The sequence below is a fragment of the Bradyrhizobium jicamae genome (genome assembly GCF_018130695.1).
Classification (GTDB): Bacteria; Pseudomonadota; Alphaproteobacteria; order Rhizobiales; family Xanthobacteraceae; genus Bradyrhizobium; species Bradyrhizobium jicamae_B.
The window spans coordinates 47,847-63,254 of record NZ_JAFCJX010000028.1 but is presented as its reverse complement, the minus strand read 5'-3'; the positions used below and the strand labels follow the sequence as shown (position 1 = coordinate 63,254).

The window sequence follows — 15,408 nt, the reverse complement described above, 5'->3', positions numbered from 1 at the left end:
ATTACGGCCCGTCAGGAAAGCCTTTTCGGCCCGGTCGAGCCAATTTTGGAGCCCGTTTTGCGAGGCCGACGGCCGGTTCCGAAGTCCCGCGCCACACCCCTTCGGCCAATTGAGATCATTGAGGATTTTCCGGCCGATGGCGATCAAATCCGCTTGTTTTCCCTCACGACCTGTTCAAGCCGATCACCATGGACGATCAGGCCGACCGCCATGGTCATGATATCGGCCTGCCGGCGGACATATTCCGGAAGCGGCACCCGACAGAAGAACCACGCGAACAACGGCTTGTGATCGGGCCAGTAGCCCCGCACCATTCCCCGCCGCGCACCTTCGGCTGCAATCGCGCGACAACTCCGCTACGCTCAAGCTCCCGCCTCCTGCTCGCGATTCCCCGATGGCATCGTACCGCGCCAGCCCCGGCTTCTTCGAAACCCCTCACGCCGCGGTCTACGCCCTGATGACGGCGACCGTGCTGCTGTCGGGTTTTTGCTTCATCCAGTCCGAAGGTCCGTCGGCATCGTCGGATCTGCTGTTTCGCTACGGCGGCATGTATTCGACGGCGCTGGCGCGGCATGATTATTGGCGGCTCGTCGCCTACGGCTTCCTGCACGTCAATTTCGTGCACCTCACCACCAACATGCTGTGCCTGGTGCTGTGGGGCGCGCATCTGGAGCGGCGCGTCGGCGCGGCCTACTTCCTGTTCATCTATCTCGCCTCGATGATTCTCGGCGCCATCATCGGTGACGCCCTGCATCACAGCCCATATCTGACCGTCGGCGCCTCCGGCGCGACCTCGGGCCTGCTCGGCGCGCTGCTCTGTCTGTACATCCTCGGCAAGCTCGAGGTTCGCGCCGACTTCTTCGTGATCAACATCGGATTGAACGTCGCATTCGCGCTCAGCAACTCCGGCATCAACTGGCAGATCCATCTCGGCGGATTCGCCGTGGGTCTGATCGCCTGCGCCGTGCTCGACCTCATCGAGAAGCTGAACGGCCGCTGGCTGCGCTGCAAATTCCCCGAATTCGTCAAGGTCAACCTGCTGCTGCTCGCGATCGCCGCTGCGCTCGTGATCCTGAGCGGTCTGGCGCGGGCGATCGGTGGCGGCGCATCCGCAGGCGTTGCGGCTATCGCCTTCACCGTCGCGTTTTGCGTCGTCGTCAAGCTGACCGACCTCGTGCTCTCGATCAGGAAAGGCCTCGCCATCACCGTGATCGCGCTTGCGGCGGCGAACGCGGCGGGCCTGCTGCTCGGCGGCTGGCTACTATCCTCCGCTGCCTGCGTGATGCAGCGGTCGACCGGCGCCGCGCCGATCGACGATTTCGTCAGCAGCTTCTGCGCCAGCCCCCTGCTCGTGACAGCGGTGGTCGCGCTCGGCGCGGCTGCGGTCACCCTGCTCGCCTGCTCCAACGACATGCGTCGCGGCCTCGAGGACGTCGGCTTCGTCGCCACCTCGCTGCGCGCTGAACGCAGCCGCCGCCACGGGCTTTAAGCCAAGGAACGGTGCCGTCGCCCGAATGAGCGATTACGCGTCTATGTTCTGGAAGGCGCCACACGCGTCATGCCAGACGGCATGGAAGTACCGTTTCCGGCCGGTGCGCCGTGATCAACGTGCGGGACGTAGCGCATGCGCGCTACAAGATTGGCGGCGACAAGCCGCTCAAGATGCTGACGGCCCATCATCGACAAGGGCAAGCCAATGAGCGAACCGACGCCGTAACGCCTCGCTCCGCGCGTCGCGTCGAAACGATGCGCAGAGCAAACCTCCGAAAGCGATGTCAGCGCGGCGACCGCGGCGCCTTTTCCTTGGACGGCTCGTTGCGCGAACCGAACAGGGCGAGCAGCAATTCGACTTCTTCCTTGGAACCAACCTGAATCATCTTGCGCATGGCTATCTCCTCAATCACCCCCGTTAGACGGGCGAAGATTTGGCTGGGTTCACGCAATCTGGTTTCAGCTCTGTTTCAAACGTGTTTCGTCGCCGGCGGCGCGCCGCGGATGCCCATCGCGCGGCCTATCGACGGAGAGCAGGTATGGAGGTGCGCCGCCATCGCTCAGTTGCGCTTGCGCCAAAGCTGCTACATCTTTTTCCCACCCTTAGGGGAACCCCGATCGTGCGCGCATGTTGTGACCGCGCCGCCTGGATGCTGCACAGGAGATCGGGGCTGCAGGCGACGCCTGTGCGGCCGACGAACAAGCAGGCATCGATTGCAAGGTAGGTTCCGCACCATCTAGACAAAAATGGATTTCGTTATGTTTGAGATCGCATTCGAAATCATGCTGGGCATTATTGTCGTGCTCGCCATTCTCATTCTGGCCCTGCGCCTCGGGCTGAGGTGGGCGTTTCGCAGCACGCTGAAGAAGCGCTGAAGTCTCATCGCACAGATCGATACTGAACCATTCGCTTCGGACGTGACCTCGCGCTTCTGCGTATCCGCATGCCGCATTTTCCCGATCTCTGAAGTTCCATAGGAACCATGTTGGAGCCGACCTGTTGTGCCCGGCACCGCATCTGATGCGGCAACAGGAGGACACTCATGAAGAAAATCGTCATGCTCGCCATGGCAACGGCGCTCGCGGGTCCCATGGCCGCCCACGCGCAGACCACTGTGACCACCGGCGCGGCGACGTCGTCGATCCAGATCGAGCCGCAATACCGCACCAAGATCAAGAGCTACGTCACCGAGCACAAGATCCGCCCGGTCGAGTCACGTGAGAGGATCATCGTCGGCGCCAAGGTCCCGGCCGATGTCGAGCTGCAGGCCGTGCCGTCGGATTGGGGTCCCACCGTCACCAAGTATCGCTATGTGTATTCCGGCGATCGCGTGATGCTGGTTGATCCCGCGTCGCGCACCGTGGTGCACGAGGTCGACTGAGCACGCACGAACGCCTTTCGACAATGCCCGTGATTTTGCTTTGGGCGATTCCTGCCGTCATCGTGGACGTTGGCGCCGGATATCGGTTGGCGCACGTGCACTCAGCTCAACTACGAGCCCGGTCCGAACGGACCGGGCTCTTCGGCAATTGGAGCCTCGCCATGACCGACCATTCAATGTTCGCCGACCCACGGCCACGCGCGGCACTGCCGGCACTCCTCGTGGCGCTCCTCGCCCTCCTCATCGCCTCAGCCGCGCTGTGGATGAGCTACAGCAGCGCGACAAGGCTGGCCGACTCGCAAGACCACGCCGCGGTCGCCGCTGCTCCAGACCCGGCGATCGACCAGATCAAGCAGAGCCTGTCGTCGGTTCAACAGGCGTTGCAGGAAATCCGGTCGGCCCAGGAAAAGCTGACGGCTCAAATCAATGACGTCCAACAGAAGACGTCAGCCCAGCGGGGCGAGCAAAAGCTGCTGTCTGACCAACTCGGTGCGCTCAGCGCGCGGGTCAACTCCCTGGAATCCGCGAAAGCCGAGAGCTCCGCACCGGCCCCGCAACGGACCAAGCGAGGCAACCGGCAGTGATTGAGGATCTCCCCGCAGAGGCGGCTAGCTCACGAGGATCCAGGCCAGGCTGAGCGCGAGGATCGCGACCCAGATCAATGCAAGCGCGACGTGCAGGCCGGTGCTGTTCATGGCCGCCAGCTTGTGCCATGGCGCCGGATCCAGCGCTAACTTAAGTTGGTCTGGCCTGCGAAATTGGCAGATGCCGCCGGGATGACGGCCGCCCTCACGACAGTTGATGGTGACGGATTTCTCCGGGCGCCATGTTCAGGCTCGCAGCGTGCTCGTCGCTCAGCTTCCGCTCGATCAGTGTGGCCGTCCACCCTTCCGGGATCGCGTCAAGCACCCGGTCCACGGCTTCGTCGCGCTCGGTCGCCGCGAGCCAGAGCTGGCGTTCTCCGTCGTCGGTCGTGACGCGCACCACGTGGATGTCATGAGCGCTCTGCATCTCCAACAATTGCGGAAGCGGGCATTAGGTTTCTAACAAGCGGTAAAAACGTGTAGCTCCGACGATGGTGGGCGGAGCTCTCGACCGGGGCGCGGCCAAGCCGCAGGGCATGGCCCTCCTCATCCCGATCTTGCGCGCTCAAGGGGAAGGAGAAGAAATTGCAGCTAACTCGAGTGCCGAGCCGACAGATCTCCTCCGCCCATTTGCGTGCGCGCTTCAGAACGTTGCGCCAGAGATGTAGCTGGAGGCTTGAGCTCACCGTTGATCCACGGATCGGCACTGTCCATCGGATCGCCGCGATCGCATCGCTCGCAAACATAGATCGCACCCAGCAGGCACGGCTCGCGGCGGAGCGGACCTTGGCACTTCGAGCAGGATTTTGACGGAAGAAGCCGCGGCATTCCACACCTCGACTCTGCACCAGCGGAAGATACCGAGCGCAGACGCGCTCGACAACCACGCCAAGATCGTCCAACGCCGCTGCTGCAACTCCGGCGGCGCCAGTAAGTCAGTACGCCCGAACGACCGGAAACGCCGGCACCGACGCGGGTCAACAAAAAGCCCGGCACAGGGGCCGGGCTCGAAGTCCAACAAGCAATTTCACATGTTTGGGCAATGCCCGTTCTTTACGGCTTAGGCACACCCCAGTCAGTTCACTATTGAACATTGTCATGCATCTGCCTTGCGGCAGGGCCACTCCTGCGAGCTCCCACGTAACTGAACCGGCGGACCGAGTGTGCAGTGCGGCAGAGGTTCTGAATCCAGGAAAATTTGGCAATCTTAACATGCGTTATTGCGGCCGCGCCAGCTTGGCGCGCGACTTCCGCATTGCTGCCACGAGAACTTTGCCATGACGACGCTGGATGCGCGCGCCACATCGGCATTCAGCGGCACCGCCCACAGAGGTAATCCAAACTAGTTCGGAGCGATTCAACCGAGCCGCGGTAACGTGACTCACCGTTGGCTTGCTTGTCCTAGGTCGCCAGCGGTTGAAATGGGCGGCCCCAGAAGCCCCCAGCCCCAGCTGGGGCCGCTTCCCCGCGGCTGTCGCGATCTTCCGTAACAGCGAAAACCGAGGCGATTTCGGAACGCTTCACCAATATCTCGTGACAATTGCGGACCGTGGCCCGACTTGCAGCGGCTCCACTCTCACCGCTCGCAGCGCAATCATCGCGCCATGCGCATTGCCCGCCTGAAAACCGCACCACCCTGCCCGATGGCCGCCCGGTCAAGATCACGCTGGGCGAGATGCGCGCGACCGGCGTTCGCGGCCCGATCGCGCTCTGCGTCGATTAAAGGTGCAGCTGCAACATCAGCCTGCCGTCGGACGACGTCGACCGCTGACCCGATCGGGTGTCGGACCTGGGGCCTCGGCTCGTTTGCAAGGCCTGCGGCGCGCGCGGCATAATTCTCAGTGGAGGATCGGAGGCACTAGCCGCCGATAACTTCAGGGTGAAGCAAAAAATCGATGGCGAGCCCTAGCGCCACGGCGAGACCAATCAGTATTGCGACGATCCACGAATGATCCATCCCTCACTGTCCCTTTGAAAAGCAGGCACCCCGGCGGTCCAACATCGCTGGTTCATCGCAATTCCAGTTATCCGATCGCCGGGCAAGGGCATAGGACCCGCGCCGAGGTTCCTGCGTTGGGAGGCACGGCAACCATTCTGGCGATTTCGCTGGGGCCAGGACTTTTTTACTTTCGCGGTCTGTATGGCTGCGATCAGCTGGTGCTGACAGCCACTCCTCTCCCGATTACACCAAGTCCCCGCTGCGCCCGCCTGAATAGATTCAGAGGTCACCACGTTGGCGGTCTCTCTTTGTCTAAAAGAAACGGCCCCGGCTTGGGGTTGGGGGGGCTTGGTGGCCGGGGCCGTCCTTGGATGCCGATGCGGTCGGGGCACCCGATCAGCTAACGATCCGCCAGCTAGCTAGTTTCGCGCGGGCGTCGATTTCCACTTCTTCCCGACAATATCAGAATTCGTCCGAGCGTCAGCATGAGGCGCTCGCGCATGGAATGCCGTCTAACCCCACCGCCTCCTGCCGTCCCGCAAAGGCGATCACGCAGAAGGCGGTTTTTATTCGGCTCAGTGAAGCATCAGAGCCTCTACAGAAATAGTCAGCACGATAAGTCGGCCAAGACCACAATTTGCGCAAATGCGCCAAAGCGGCCCCGCTTTGCATCGCGAAAACGGGGCCGCCTGCTCTCCGGGTCCGGGGCTGGGTAGCTAGGCCCGGTCGGCCAAGGGAGTTTAGCCATGTGCCGCGGAACCGATGACTGCTCTGAAGGAGCACTTCAAAAGAGCCGTTGCCGTAATTCGCTCTCGCGAGTGAGTGGCGCGCGCGGGAACGGCCCCGGCCGGGGGGCGTTTGCCGGGACCGTCTCTTGGACGCGCGGCGTGAACGGCATCCAACCGCCGATCAGCCTTAGAGCGAAAGGGCCGGTGCTTCCGCAACGGCCCTCCGGGTTGAAAAACCTGCGAGATGAAAAGACCCAGCTCCCCGGACTTTCCAGCTTTTCCCGATACCCCCTTCCGATCCATCACCCATGTGAATCCGCGTATACTATTTTCACTTCAAAAGGTCTCACAAGGTGAAGCAGATCATATCGCTCCGCGTTCTTCCGTTTCAGCATCCATTCCACATGGAGGCTCATGCCATGGAAGATCCTCAAGACGGCATGCCCAATTGGCTCACAATCGATCTGCTTATGATCCTTATGTCGCTCGCCGTCATTGTGCTCCTGGCAGTGATCGCCCCCTAGCTGCCGACATCGGGCAGAAAAAAGGCCCGGGCCTAGGCCGGCCGGGGCCGTTGGGAGGCGCGCGGCAATCTAAGATTTGGGGCTGAGGACGCCGCGCCCCAAAACGCTAGCCTAATTCGGTGACGTGCCGACGGCTGGCATGAGCGACAGACAGACCTTGCTCGGCAGTCATTCGCCGCGGTTCAACCGCGCGATCCTCTTGTGGGCGATCCAGAGCTCGAGCATGTCATGTCGCCCCAAATACGTCCTGGCGCGGATCCTGGCTTCTTCCTCGTCGCTGCAATTGAATTCATAGGTCGCGGTCGCAACGCCGGCGGCGTCAACCGCAAACAAGTGATAGAGTTTTAGCCGGTCGGCCATCTTGATCACCGTACAGTCTTCCGAATGCCAACGGCCCCGGCCTTGCGCAACGTGCCAGGGCCGCCGGCCGCCTGCCCAATGGGCTGAGGAGTCCGAATTGAGCCGGTCGGCGCCGAATAGATTCGTGAGAGGGAGTCTTCGTTCCAAACAGAATGCCAAACAGAAGGCTATGGCTGCAGCAGCGAGAGAAGGCGCAGCCGGTCTGCCTGGCGACGACGCTGCTGGTCGCGCATCATTTCGAGCTCGGCGCTGGCCTTGTTGGTATCCTGGCCTTGCCTCTTCAAGTCGACGAGCAGCGTTTCCTGCTCCGCAAGCCGACGCTCGGCTTCAACGACCTCGCGCTCCAGCCGCCTCAACTCATCCTGAAGTGCTTCGTTGTGCATGCTCGACACACAGCCAAGGTAACCTCCTGCGAACGCGCGAGCGCGCCGGTCCGTTCCGATCCGGGCGGGTAGCAACAAGTCGCAATCGATCGAAGGCGGAGCGAAGCAGGGAGAGCCCCCGCGGGAGGAATTGGAAACTTTCACGGGTATGCTGAGTTGCCAGCAAATATGCCTCTCGGAGCATCAGGGATGGCCGATACTGCACCGCTGCGAAGAGCCGTCGATACCGATTGGTCCAGCCGTGTCGCCGATGACTGCGACGGCGCGGCAAATCGGCGTCGTCGCCTTCTCGCGCTGTTCGGCCTGACTGTTTCGCTCACGATCCCAGGTCCGACCGCGCGAGCGGAGACTGTAACGTGGACGACCTTCACGATCCCGCAGACGGCGACCTCGGTCGATTTTCCCTCATCGATCTTTACGGAAGCCGTGGACAGGCCGGAGGGTTATGGGCAGCGCTTTCGGACCGCGGACGGGCGAGCCGATCTGACGATACAGTCCGTCGCCAATGTCTCGCAGGACTCGCCGGCAGCGTATCTTGCGAAGAAGAATCCTCCACCGAATATCCAGTACAAACGTGTGACTCCCCGCTTCTTTGTCGTTTCGAGCTACAAGGGGGACAAGGTCTGGTACGACAGATGCAACTTCTCAAAGGAGTTGATCCACTGCGTCTTGATCAACTATCCGGCGCGAGAAGAGCGAAAATGGGACGGCATTGTCACGCGCATCAGCCTGTCCCTGACCGGCAAGTAGGCTTGCAGAGCACGGTGCAGATGCCCCGTTGGCTCCCTGCCGAGCACACCGGACTGTGACAATTTCGACACGACGGGCAAATCAGTTCGGAATGACGGAATCGTGTCAAGCCCCGAACGCAAAAATATTTCTCTTTATCCGAAGGCCAAATCAGACGTATAATTCCTCCCGTCTCACCCGACACGAGGGGCGTTGCGCAACGTCCGGAACGCGGGTCGGGATGCGGTGGACGCCGAACGTGCGATAGATGTGCGCGCGCAAGGCGTACGGCGAAGTCGTGTGGGCCTGCCGCCCCGATGTTGGTGGTAAGCCCGCGAGAGGTCCAAAGCCGATCGCGGATGATGGTGGCACAAAAGCAGAGTCTCACCAGGGCGAGCACGTATAAGCCGTAAAGCCATCGCGCGGGGAAGGCCGGGATGTCTCAGCCAAACCTGTATGCTCGTGTGCGCAACTTTCTACTCATTGCGCACGAGACCGCGGGTGCGGCGTGCACCCGGTCTTCCCTGCGCCCTCGATCTAGAGAGAGGGCGAAACGAACGGAAAACCTCGGACAAATCATGTCGCGAGAATGCGGAACTGCGAGTTGTCGAGATTGGCGCGTGCCACACATTCGTCGTCCTGGCGAAAGCCCATTACCCCGAATGCGAATTGCTACGCGACGCTGGGGCCACGACCCCTTTCACAACTCGGTGGTAATGGATCCCCTGGCTTCCGCCAGGATGACGATGCTGAGACTGCCCTGCTCCACCCATTGCCGCCTGCCCGCAATTTTCGTAACACCGTGCAGCAATGACCGCGCAAATCTCCCCCGGCTCCATCGACGTGCTGCTGTTCGACATCGGCCGCGTCGTGATCGATATCAGCTTCGACCAGGTGATGGCGACATGGGCGGCGCATGCCGGCTGCGCCGCCACCGACCTGACAACGCGCTTCGTCGTCGACGACAGTTTCAGGCATCACGAGACCGGTCGGATCGACGACGCCACCTTCTTCGACAATCTGCGCGGCTCGCTCGGCATCGGCATCACGGATGCGCAGTTCCTGAGCGGCTGGAATTCGATCTTCACCGGCGAGATGCCCGGCATTGCGCAGATGCTGGCCGCGGCCGGCCAGCGGCTGCCACTGTACGCCTTCTCCAACACCAACCCGGCCCATATCGCGCATTTCTCGAAAGAATATGCCGAGGTCCTGAGCCATTTCCGCGAGATCTTCCTGTCCTCTTCGATCGGCTTGAGAAAACCCGACGCCGAGGCCTATGATCACGTGGTCAAAGCGATCGGCGTGCCGGCGTCGCGGATCCTGTTCTTCGACGACTCGGCCGCCAATATCGAGGGCGCACGGGCGCGTGGCCTTTGTGCCGTCCACGTGACATCGATGGATGACGTGGCACGGGCACTGACTGAGCTAGAGATACTTCCACGCGGAGCGTGATCCGGAAAAGTGGGTACCGGTTTTCCGTTGAGATCATGCTCCCAGAAAAAGCGAGTGCGCCCGTGGCCTTGATGCCGGTTGCCGATGCGTTAGCTGCGATCCTGGCCGGCGCCGAGCCGATGCCTGAAGAAATGGTCGCGCTCGATGCCGCCTATCACCGCACGCTGGCGCGCGACCTCGCCGCCAAGCGCACCCAGCCGCCGCAGGCGATGTCGGCGATGGATGGCTACGCGGTGCGCGCCGCCGACGCCGCCGACCTCTCGGCGCGGCTCAAGGTGATCGGCGAGGTCGCAGCCGGCCGGCCGTTCGAGCGCAAGGTCGGCGCAGGCGAAGCCGTGCGCATCTTCACCGGCGGCGTGATCCCCGATGGTGCGGATGCCGTGATCATCCAGGAAGACACCGCCACCGACGGCGACCACATCACCATCACCGAGGCTGCCGCCAAGGGACGGCACATCCGCCCCGCCGGCGTCGATTTTCGGGAAGGCGACGTGCTGCTCGCCAAAGGCAGCCGCCTCTCCGACCGCGCACTGTCGCTGGCGGCCTCGATGAATTATCCGGAACTGCCGGTGCGGCGCCGGCCCAAGGTCGCCGTGCTCGCGACCGGCGACGAACTGGTGATGCCGGGCTCCGAGCCTAGTCCCGGCCAGATCATCTATTCCAACGGCTATGCGCTGCGCGCTCTGGCGCGGGCCGAAGGCGCCGACACCATCGATCTCGGGGTTGCCGCCGATACCGTCGCGGCCACCACATCAGGCATCCGCCGCGCCTCTGAGTCGGGCGCCGATATCCTGATCACCACCGGCGGCGCCTCGGTCGGCGACCACGATCTGGTCAAGCAGTCGCTGGAAGCCGAGGGCGTCAGGATGGCGTTCTGGCGGATCGCGATGCGGCCGGGCAAGCCGATGATGCACGGCCGGCTCGGCGCCATGCGGGTGATCGGCCTGCCCGGCAATCCCGTGTCGTCATACGTCTGCGCCTACCTGTTTCTGGTGCCGTTGATTCGGGCTTTGAGCGGCCAAAGCGACGTCCATCACGTCAGAAAGAGCGCCCTGCTCGGCCGCGACCTTGGCCCCAACGACCAGCGCGAGGACTATCTGCGCGCCACCATCGAGAAGCGCGACGACGGCCATTTGATCGCAACGCCCGTCGACAAGCAGGACAGCTCGTTGTTGGGAAATCTCGCTGCGGCACGGGCACTTCTCGTGCGTCCGCCGTTTGCGAAGGCCACCGCGCGCGGCTCGGTTTGCGAGATCCTGACGCTCCCGGAATGAGCCGCGCGTCGCGTGTGCCATAGGGAAACCTGATCGCATTCACCTGAAATTAAGTGGTTGCGGAACATGTATCGAACATATAGTGTCCGTTCATGATTTGTTTCGAGCCCTAGTGTCCAAAAGTGGGAGCGCCGCTCCCGAGGTTGAGTCAGTCGAACACTCGGAATGAACGCTCGGACACCGAAGACCGATACCAACCGGGGGAATACTCGCGATGCTTACGCGCAAACAGTACGAGCTTCTGCGTTTCATCAATGAACGGCTGAAAGAGGCCGGCGTGCCGCCCTCCTTCGACGAGATGAAGGACGCGCTCGACCTGCGCTCGAAGTCGGGGATCCACCGTCTGATCACCGCGCTGGAAGAGCGCGGCTTCATCCGCCGCCTGCCCAACCGCGCGCGGGCGATCGAGGTGATCAAGCTGCCGGAATTGTCGGCCGCCGGCGGCAACCGCCGCGGCTTCACGCCGAGCGTCATCGAGGGCACGCTGGGCAAGCGCGCCAGCACGCCGCCGATCGCCGAGGATGACGGCAACCGCCCGGTCGCCGTCCCCGTGATGGGCCGGATTGCCGCCGGTACCCCGATCGAGGCGCTGCAGACCCGCAGCCACACCATCAGCGTGCCGCCCGACATGCTCGGCTCCGGCGAGCATTATGCGCTGGAGGTGCGCGGCGACTCCATGGTCGATGCCGGCATCCTCGACGGCGACATGGCGCTGATCCAGCGCAACGACGTCGCCAACACCGGCGACATCGTGGTGGCCCTGATCGACGAGGAGGAAGCCACCCTGAAGCGCTTCCGCCGCCGCGGCGCCTCGATCGCGCTCGAGCCCGCCAATACCGCCTATGAGGTGCGCATCCTGCCGCCCAACCGCGTCCGCATCCAGGGCAAGCTGATCGGGCTGTACCGCAAATACTGAGCGCGCTGCCGCGACTGCACTTTACTTCAGCACCAACAAGCCCCGGCCCCAAGCTGGGGCTTGTTTGCATTGGCCCGCAGTTTTTGAACCAACACGTCGTTAGCGCGTTTGTGATTTCACAGGCGTCAAGTACCCCACAATTGCCAAGAAGCAGGGTGATGCTTAGATGCTATTGTCCACTCTGGTAGAGGCCTGCGCCTCGGAGAGAGGCACGGGTCGCTATCTCGAACCGAGGAGCCATCCGATGTGTGACTATAGCCTGCATGCGGTGCAATCGCGCCCTGCCGTTGTCGGCGAGACGCTGGTCACCACCACCTTCCGCGGCACCTCGACGCGCGGTTTCGCATCCGAGAGCGATCGCGCTGTCGCAGTCTGCATGCTGCCGGGCACTGAGCTCGCCTTCGCCGAAAACGTCCGCTACGACAGCCGCTGGATCTGGACCAAGACCGTCGGCTATCGCGTCGGCGTGTTCAACGAGGTGCAGCCCGACGTGCCCGACCGCCATCACGACGCCGTCGAATTCCCCGATGGCAGCCACGTGCTGGTGACGCAGCTCTGCGAGGGACAGAAGGTCACCGTGCTGCAACTGCCAGTGCAGGGTCAGCCCGCCGAACAGAAGCCGAAGGCGGTCGAGACCAGGCCATCCGCATTCGCATCGCTGTTTTTGAGTTGAGACCGTCTTGGCTGCGGCAACGATCCCGCAGCGCATGACCAAAGCGATTTCGAACTGGCCCCGGAGCGCGCGTTCCGGGGCAAATGAAGAAATTGCGTCGATCGCGGCCTTGGCGCATCATCGCGTCCGATCGAGGGACATGATGGTCGAAAAGGTCACATGGCAACGCGCCGGACGCGTCACCGAGCCGGGCCGGTACATGTTCCGGTTCGGCTGGCTGACGGTGACGGCCGACGACCTGAAGATCTGGGAGCAATACCCCGACGCCGCCTTCACCCTGGTCAAGCTCCCCGGCGGCGGGCCCGATTCCGACGAGTACCACCTCGGCGCCTTCGATCTCCCGAGCGGCCCTTCTGACACCTAATTAGTCATCCGGTTGCAAGTCGGTCTCCGCCGGCGTCGCATCAACGGCAGGCCGCGCCGCCCCGGGAATCCGCAGCGTGGTCTCAGGCTCGCCATCGCCGGGAACCGCCGGCGACCACGGCCGGTCGATCCCGCCGGGCTTGACGGCGTCGACCACAAAGCCATCCCTGCCCCTCTTGAGCGCCAGCGCGCCCTGCCGGCGCAACCGTGCGGCGTCGATCACGGCGGCCGCACAGCCCTGCGGCACGGGGCGCGCGGTGACGATCAGCGCCGCCCGCTCGCAATCCTCCGCCAGCGCCTCAGGGCGACCCGCCAGGGCGACGAAGCCACCAGAGGTCGTCTGCGTCACGCAGCCCCCGTCATCGCAGGAGACCCCCTCCGCCAGCGAGGCATCGCTTGCGGTGCGCGCATCGGCATCTGCCGCCAGCCACTCCTTCACCAGGAACGCGTCCTTGCCCGTCCGCATCAGATGCAGCCGCCCGTCGGTGCCGCGCACCGCGACGTTGCGGCCGTCGCCGGAGATCAGGATGTCCGGCTGCGGGACACGCGCGGCCCACACGGCGGCGACCACCAGTAGCGCCACGCCGGACCAGCGCAGCGGCGTCCGCAGCAGGCCGAGCAGGATCAGCCCCGCGCTTGCCGCAATCAGCGGGCCGATGCCGAACGCCGTGACCCGGCCGACGGCGCCGGGCAGGCTAGCTACCCATTGCGTGACCGCGATCATCCAGTCGATGCCCCACCCCATCACGGTCCAGCAAATGCCGTCAAAACCGAAGGGCATAAGCGCCAGCCCAAGCAGGCCGGCCGGCATCACGATCGCGGAGACCACCGGCATCGCCGCCAGATTGGCGAGCAGCCCATAGGGCGTGACGCGGTGGAAGTGGAACGCGGCATAGGGCGTGGTCGCAAGCCCCGCCACCAGCGAGGCCAGCACCAGCATGCTGATCTCCCGCCCGCCCCACAGCGCGACGCGCGCGGTCGCGGAGTGATCGGGCGAGGCGAACAGGTTCGGCATTCCGATCTGCACCAGCGCGACGAGCCCGAGCGTCGCCGCGAACGACATCTGGAAACTCGGATGCACCAGTGCCTCCGGCGCGATCGCGAGCACGATCAGCGCGGCCACCGCCAGCGTGCGGAACGTCACCGCGCGGCGATCGACCATGACCGCGATCAGCACCACCGCCGTCATGAAGAACGAGCGCTGGGTCGCGACCTCCGCCCCCGACAGCAGCAGATAGAACGCCGCGGCGACCAGCGCAGCCATCGCCGACCATTTCTTGATCGGATGGCTCACCGTCAGCGCCGGAAACAGCGCCAGCAGCGCGCGGACCGCAAAGAACACGACGCCTGCGACGACCGCCATGTGGTAGCCCGAGATCGACAGCACGTGGCCGAGCCCGGAGATGAACATCGCATCGTTGACCGGCTCGGAGATCGCATCGCGCCGGCCGGTCAAGAGCGCGGTTGCAATCGCACGCTTGTCGCCGTCGAGCGTGGCGCGGATGCGCGCATCGATGGCGTCGCGCAGGCCCTGCATGAACGCGGCGTAACGCAGCGCGAGGCCGCCGCTGGCCGGGGGCTCGCTGACCTTGATCGCGCCCATTACGAAGCCGGAGGCGCCGATGCCCTGGAAGTAGAGATCGCGGCCGAAATCATAGGAGCCCGGCCGCTGCGGCCCGAGCGGCGGCAACAGCCGCGCCTTCAATTCGACAAAGCTGCCGACGTCGGGCGCCGTGCCCTTCTTCACCGACAGCCGCACGCGCACGAGCCTTGTCGCATCGCGCTGGCTCTCCATGCTGACGACACGCAGCACGAACCGATCCGTCTTCTCCCTGATGTCGCGGGTCTCGACGAAACCAGTCAGCGAGGCCGAGAAGATCGGCCGCGCCAGCACGGTGTGCGCAATGCGCGCCGTCTTCCATGTCGCGGTGGCAAAGCCCGCCGCAACCGCGGCCAGCATCACCAGCGCCGGAAACAGCTTCTGCCGCCGGAGCAGCAGCGCAACACCGCACAGCGTGATCGCAACGACGGCCGCGGCCGACAGCACCGGCTCGTGCTCGGCCGCGAAGTACAAGGCAATGCCTGATCCGAACGCCACCGGCACCCACGGCAACAGCCGGCCGGCGCCGGCCTCGGCCTTCGCCCATTGCCGCAACGTCTCGACGAAGGGCGACCAGATGCTGACGGGCGCCGGCACATAGCCGCCGGCAGGCGCAACCGCGCGCGGCGGCCACGTGCCGGCATAGCCGCGTTTGCCGCCCGGCGTCGTGCCCTGCTCTGCCATCCCTCGCCTTGCGATCCCTGTCGAGACCCAAAGCTACCGGAAGGTGTCACGTCCGGGCTAGCGGAACAGAAGCGGAATGCAGCGCTGGCGTCGGCAAACTTCGGCCTGCAGCCAAGCAATCGAGCCGAAAGTCTCATAAGACGCCAGGACCATCGGGATTAGACTGATCCTGCGCCTCCGTTCCCGGACAGTCGGGCGAGAGGCGGTCATAGCTCGCGGTACGGATGACCGCTGGAGCTCTTCTCAGGTGGCTCAGAATTCCCCTGAGACAAGGCGTTGCGGACGCAACTCGCAACTCTCGCCTGTCGCGTCGCGCCCAAGCGCAT

The 15,408-nt window shown here is 63.8% G+C and carries 15 protein-coding genes; 10 read left to right on the top strand and 5 right to left on the bottom strand.

What is annotated here, in order from left to right:
- Positions 1–143: 143 nt before the first annotated feature.
- A complete protein-coding gene (locus JQ604_RS32085; RefSeq protein WP_212364711.1) occupies positions 144–314 on the bottom strand; it encodes a hypothetical protein in 171 nt (56 codons plus the stop codon).
- An 80-nt stretch (positions 315–394) separates the two neighbouring features.
- On the opposite strand from JQ604_RS32085, the gene JQ604_RS32080 reads away from it, so the two are divergent.
- The 3 genes from JQ604_RS32080 (at position 395) to JQ604_RS32070 (ending at position 3,457) form a co-directional block, all read left to right on the top strand.
- The gene (locus JQ604_RS32080) at positions 395–1,489 is read left to right on the top strand and encodes a rhomboid family intramembrane serine protease (protein ID WP_212364710.1); all 1,095 of its coding nucleotides are present in this window, start codon (positions 395–397) and stop codon (positions 1,487–1,489) included.
- Between the two features lie 1,045 nt (positions 1,490–2,534).
- Positions 2,535–2,873: a DUF1236 domain-containing protein gene (locus JQ604_RS32075; RefSeq protein WP_212364709.1), complete on the top strand. Its 339-nt coding sequence runs from the start codon at positions 2,535–2,537 to the stop codon at positions 2,871–2,873.
- Between the two features lie 161 nt (positions 2,874–3,034).
- Complete coding sequence (locus tag JQ604_RS32070) at positions 3,035–3,457, top strand: hypothetical protein (RefSeq protein WP_212364708.1); 423 nt, start codon at positions 3,035–3,037, stop codon at positions 3,455–3,457.
- Positions 3,458–3,662: 205 nt separating this feature from the next.
- On the opposite strand, the gene JQ604_RS32065 is transcribed toward JQ604_RS32070, so the two are convergent.
- Positions 3,663–3,884, bottom strand: coding sequence for a hypothetical protein (locus tag JQ604_RS32065; RefSeq protein ID WP_212364707.1), 222 nt, complete (start codon positions 3,882–3,884; stop codon positions 3,663–3,665).
- 1,122 nt (positions 3,885–5,006) lie between these two features.
- Between JQ604_RS32065 and JQ604_RS32060 the strand changes: the two genes are divergently transcribed.
- Positions 5,007–5,180, top strand: coding sequence for a hypothetical protein (locus JQ604_RS32060; RefSeq protein ID WP_212364706.1), 174 nt, complete (start codon positions 5,007–5,009; stop codon positions 5,178–5,180).
- Positions 5,181–6,816: 1,636 nt separating this feature from the next.
- Here the strand turns inward: JQ604_RS32060 and JQ604_RS32055 are convergent.
- Positions 6,817–7,017, bottom strand: a complete 201-nt coding sequence (locus tag JQ604_RS32055; protein WP_433996304.1) for a hypothetical protein — start codon at positions 7,015–7,017, stop codon at positions 6,817–6,819.
- Between the two features lie 158 nt (positions 7,018–7,175).
- Complete coding sequence (locus JQ604_RS32050; RefSeq protein ID WP_212364705.1) at positions 7,176–7,391, bottom strand: hypothetical protein; 216 nt, start codon at positions 7,389–7,391, stop codon at positions 7,176–7,178.
- A 189-nt stretch (positions 7,392–7,580) separates the two neighbouring features.
- On the opposite strand from JQ604_RS32050, the gene JQ604_RS32045 reads away from it, so the two are divergent.
- The 6 genes from JQ604_RS32045 to JQ604_RS32020 all read left to right on the top strand — a co-directional run bounded on the left by JQ604_RS32045 (position 7,581) and on the right by JQ604_RS32020 (position 12,799).
- Complete coding sequence (locus JQ604_RS32045; protein ID WP_249158967.1) at positions 7,581–8,141, top strand: hypothetical protein; 561 nt, start codon at positions 7,581–7,583, stop codon at positions 8,139–8,141.
- A 789-nt stretch (positions 8,142–8,930) separates the two neighbouring features.
- The gene (locus JQ604_RS32040) at positions 8,931–9,572 is read left to right on the top strand and encodes an HAD-IA family hydrolase (RefSeq protein ID WP_212364704.1); all 642 of its coding nucleotides are present in this window, start codon (positions 8,931–8,933) and stop codon (positions 9,570–9,572) included.
- A gap of 62 nt (positions 9,573–9,634) precedes the next feature.
- Positions 9,635–10,846 (top strand): molybdopterin molybdotransferase MoeA, encoded by a 1,212-nt coding sequence (locus JQ604_RS32035; RefSeq protein ID WP_212364703.1) that lies wholly within the window; start codon positions 9,635–9,637, stop codon positions 10,844–10,846.
- 214 nt (positions 10,847–11,060) lie between these two features.
- Positions 11,061–11,762 (top strand): transcriptional repressor LexA, encoded by a 702-nt coding sequence (gene lexA / locus JQ604_RS32030; protein ID WP_212364702.1) that lies wholly within the window; start codon positions 11,061–11,063, stop codon positions 11,760–11,762.
- A gap of 244 nt (positions 11,763–12,006) precedes the next feature.
- A complete protein-coding gene (locus JQ604_RS32025; RefSeq protein WP_212364701.1) occupies positions 12,007–12,435 on the top strand; it encodes a hypothetical protein in 429 nt (142 codons plus the stop codon).
- Positions 12,436–12,577: 142 nt separating this feature from the next.
- On the top strand, positions 12,578–12,799 hold the full coding sequence (locus tag JQ604_RS32020; RefSeq protein ID WP_212364762.1) for a hypothetical protein: 222 nt from the start codon (positions 12,578–12,580) through the stop codon (positions 12,797–12,799).
- On the opposite strand, the gene JQ604_RS32015 is transcribed toward JQ604_RS32020, so the two are convergent.
- On the bottom strand, positions 12,800–15,082 hold the full coding sequence (locus JQ604_RS32015; protein ID WP_212364700.1) for a ComEC/Rec2 family competence protein: 2,283 nt from the start codon (positions 15,080–15,082) through the stop codon (positions 12,800–12,802).
- Positions 15,083–15,408 lie beyond the last annotated feature (326 nt).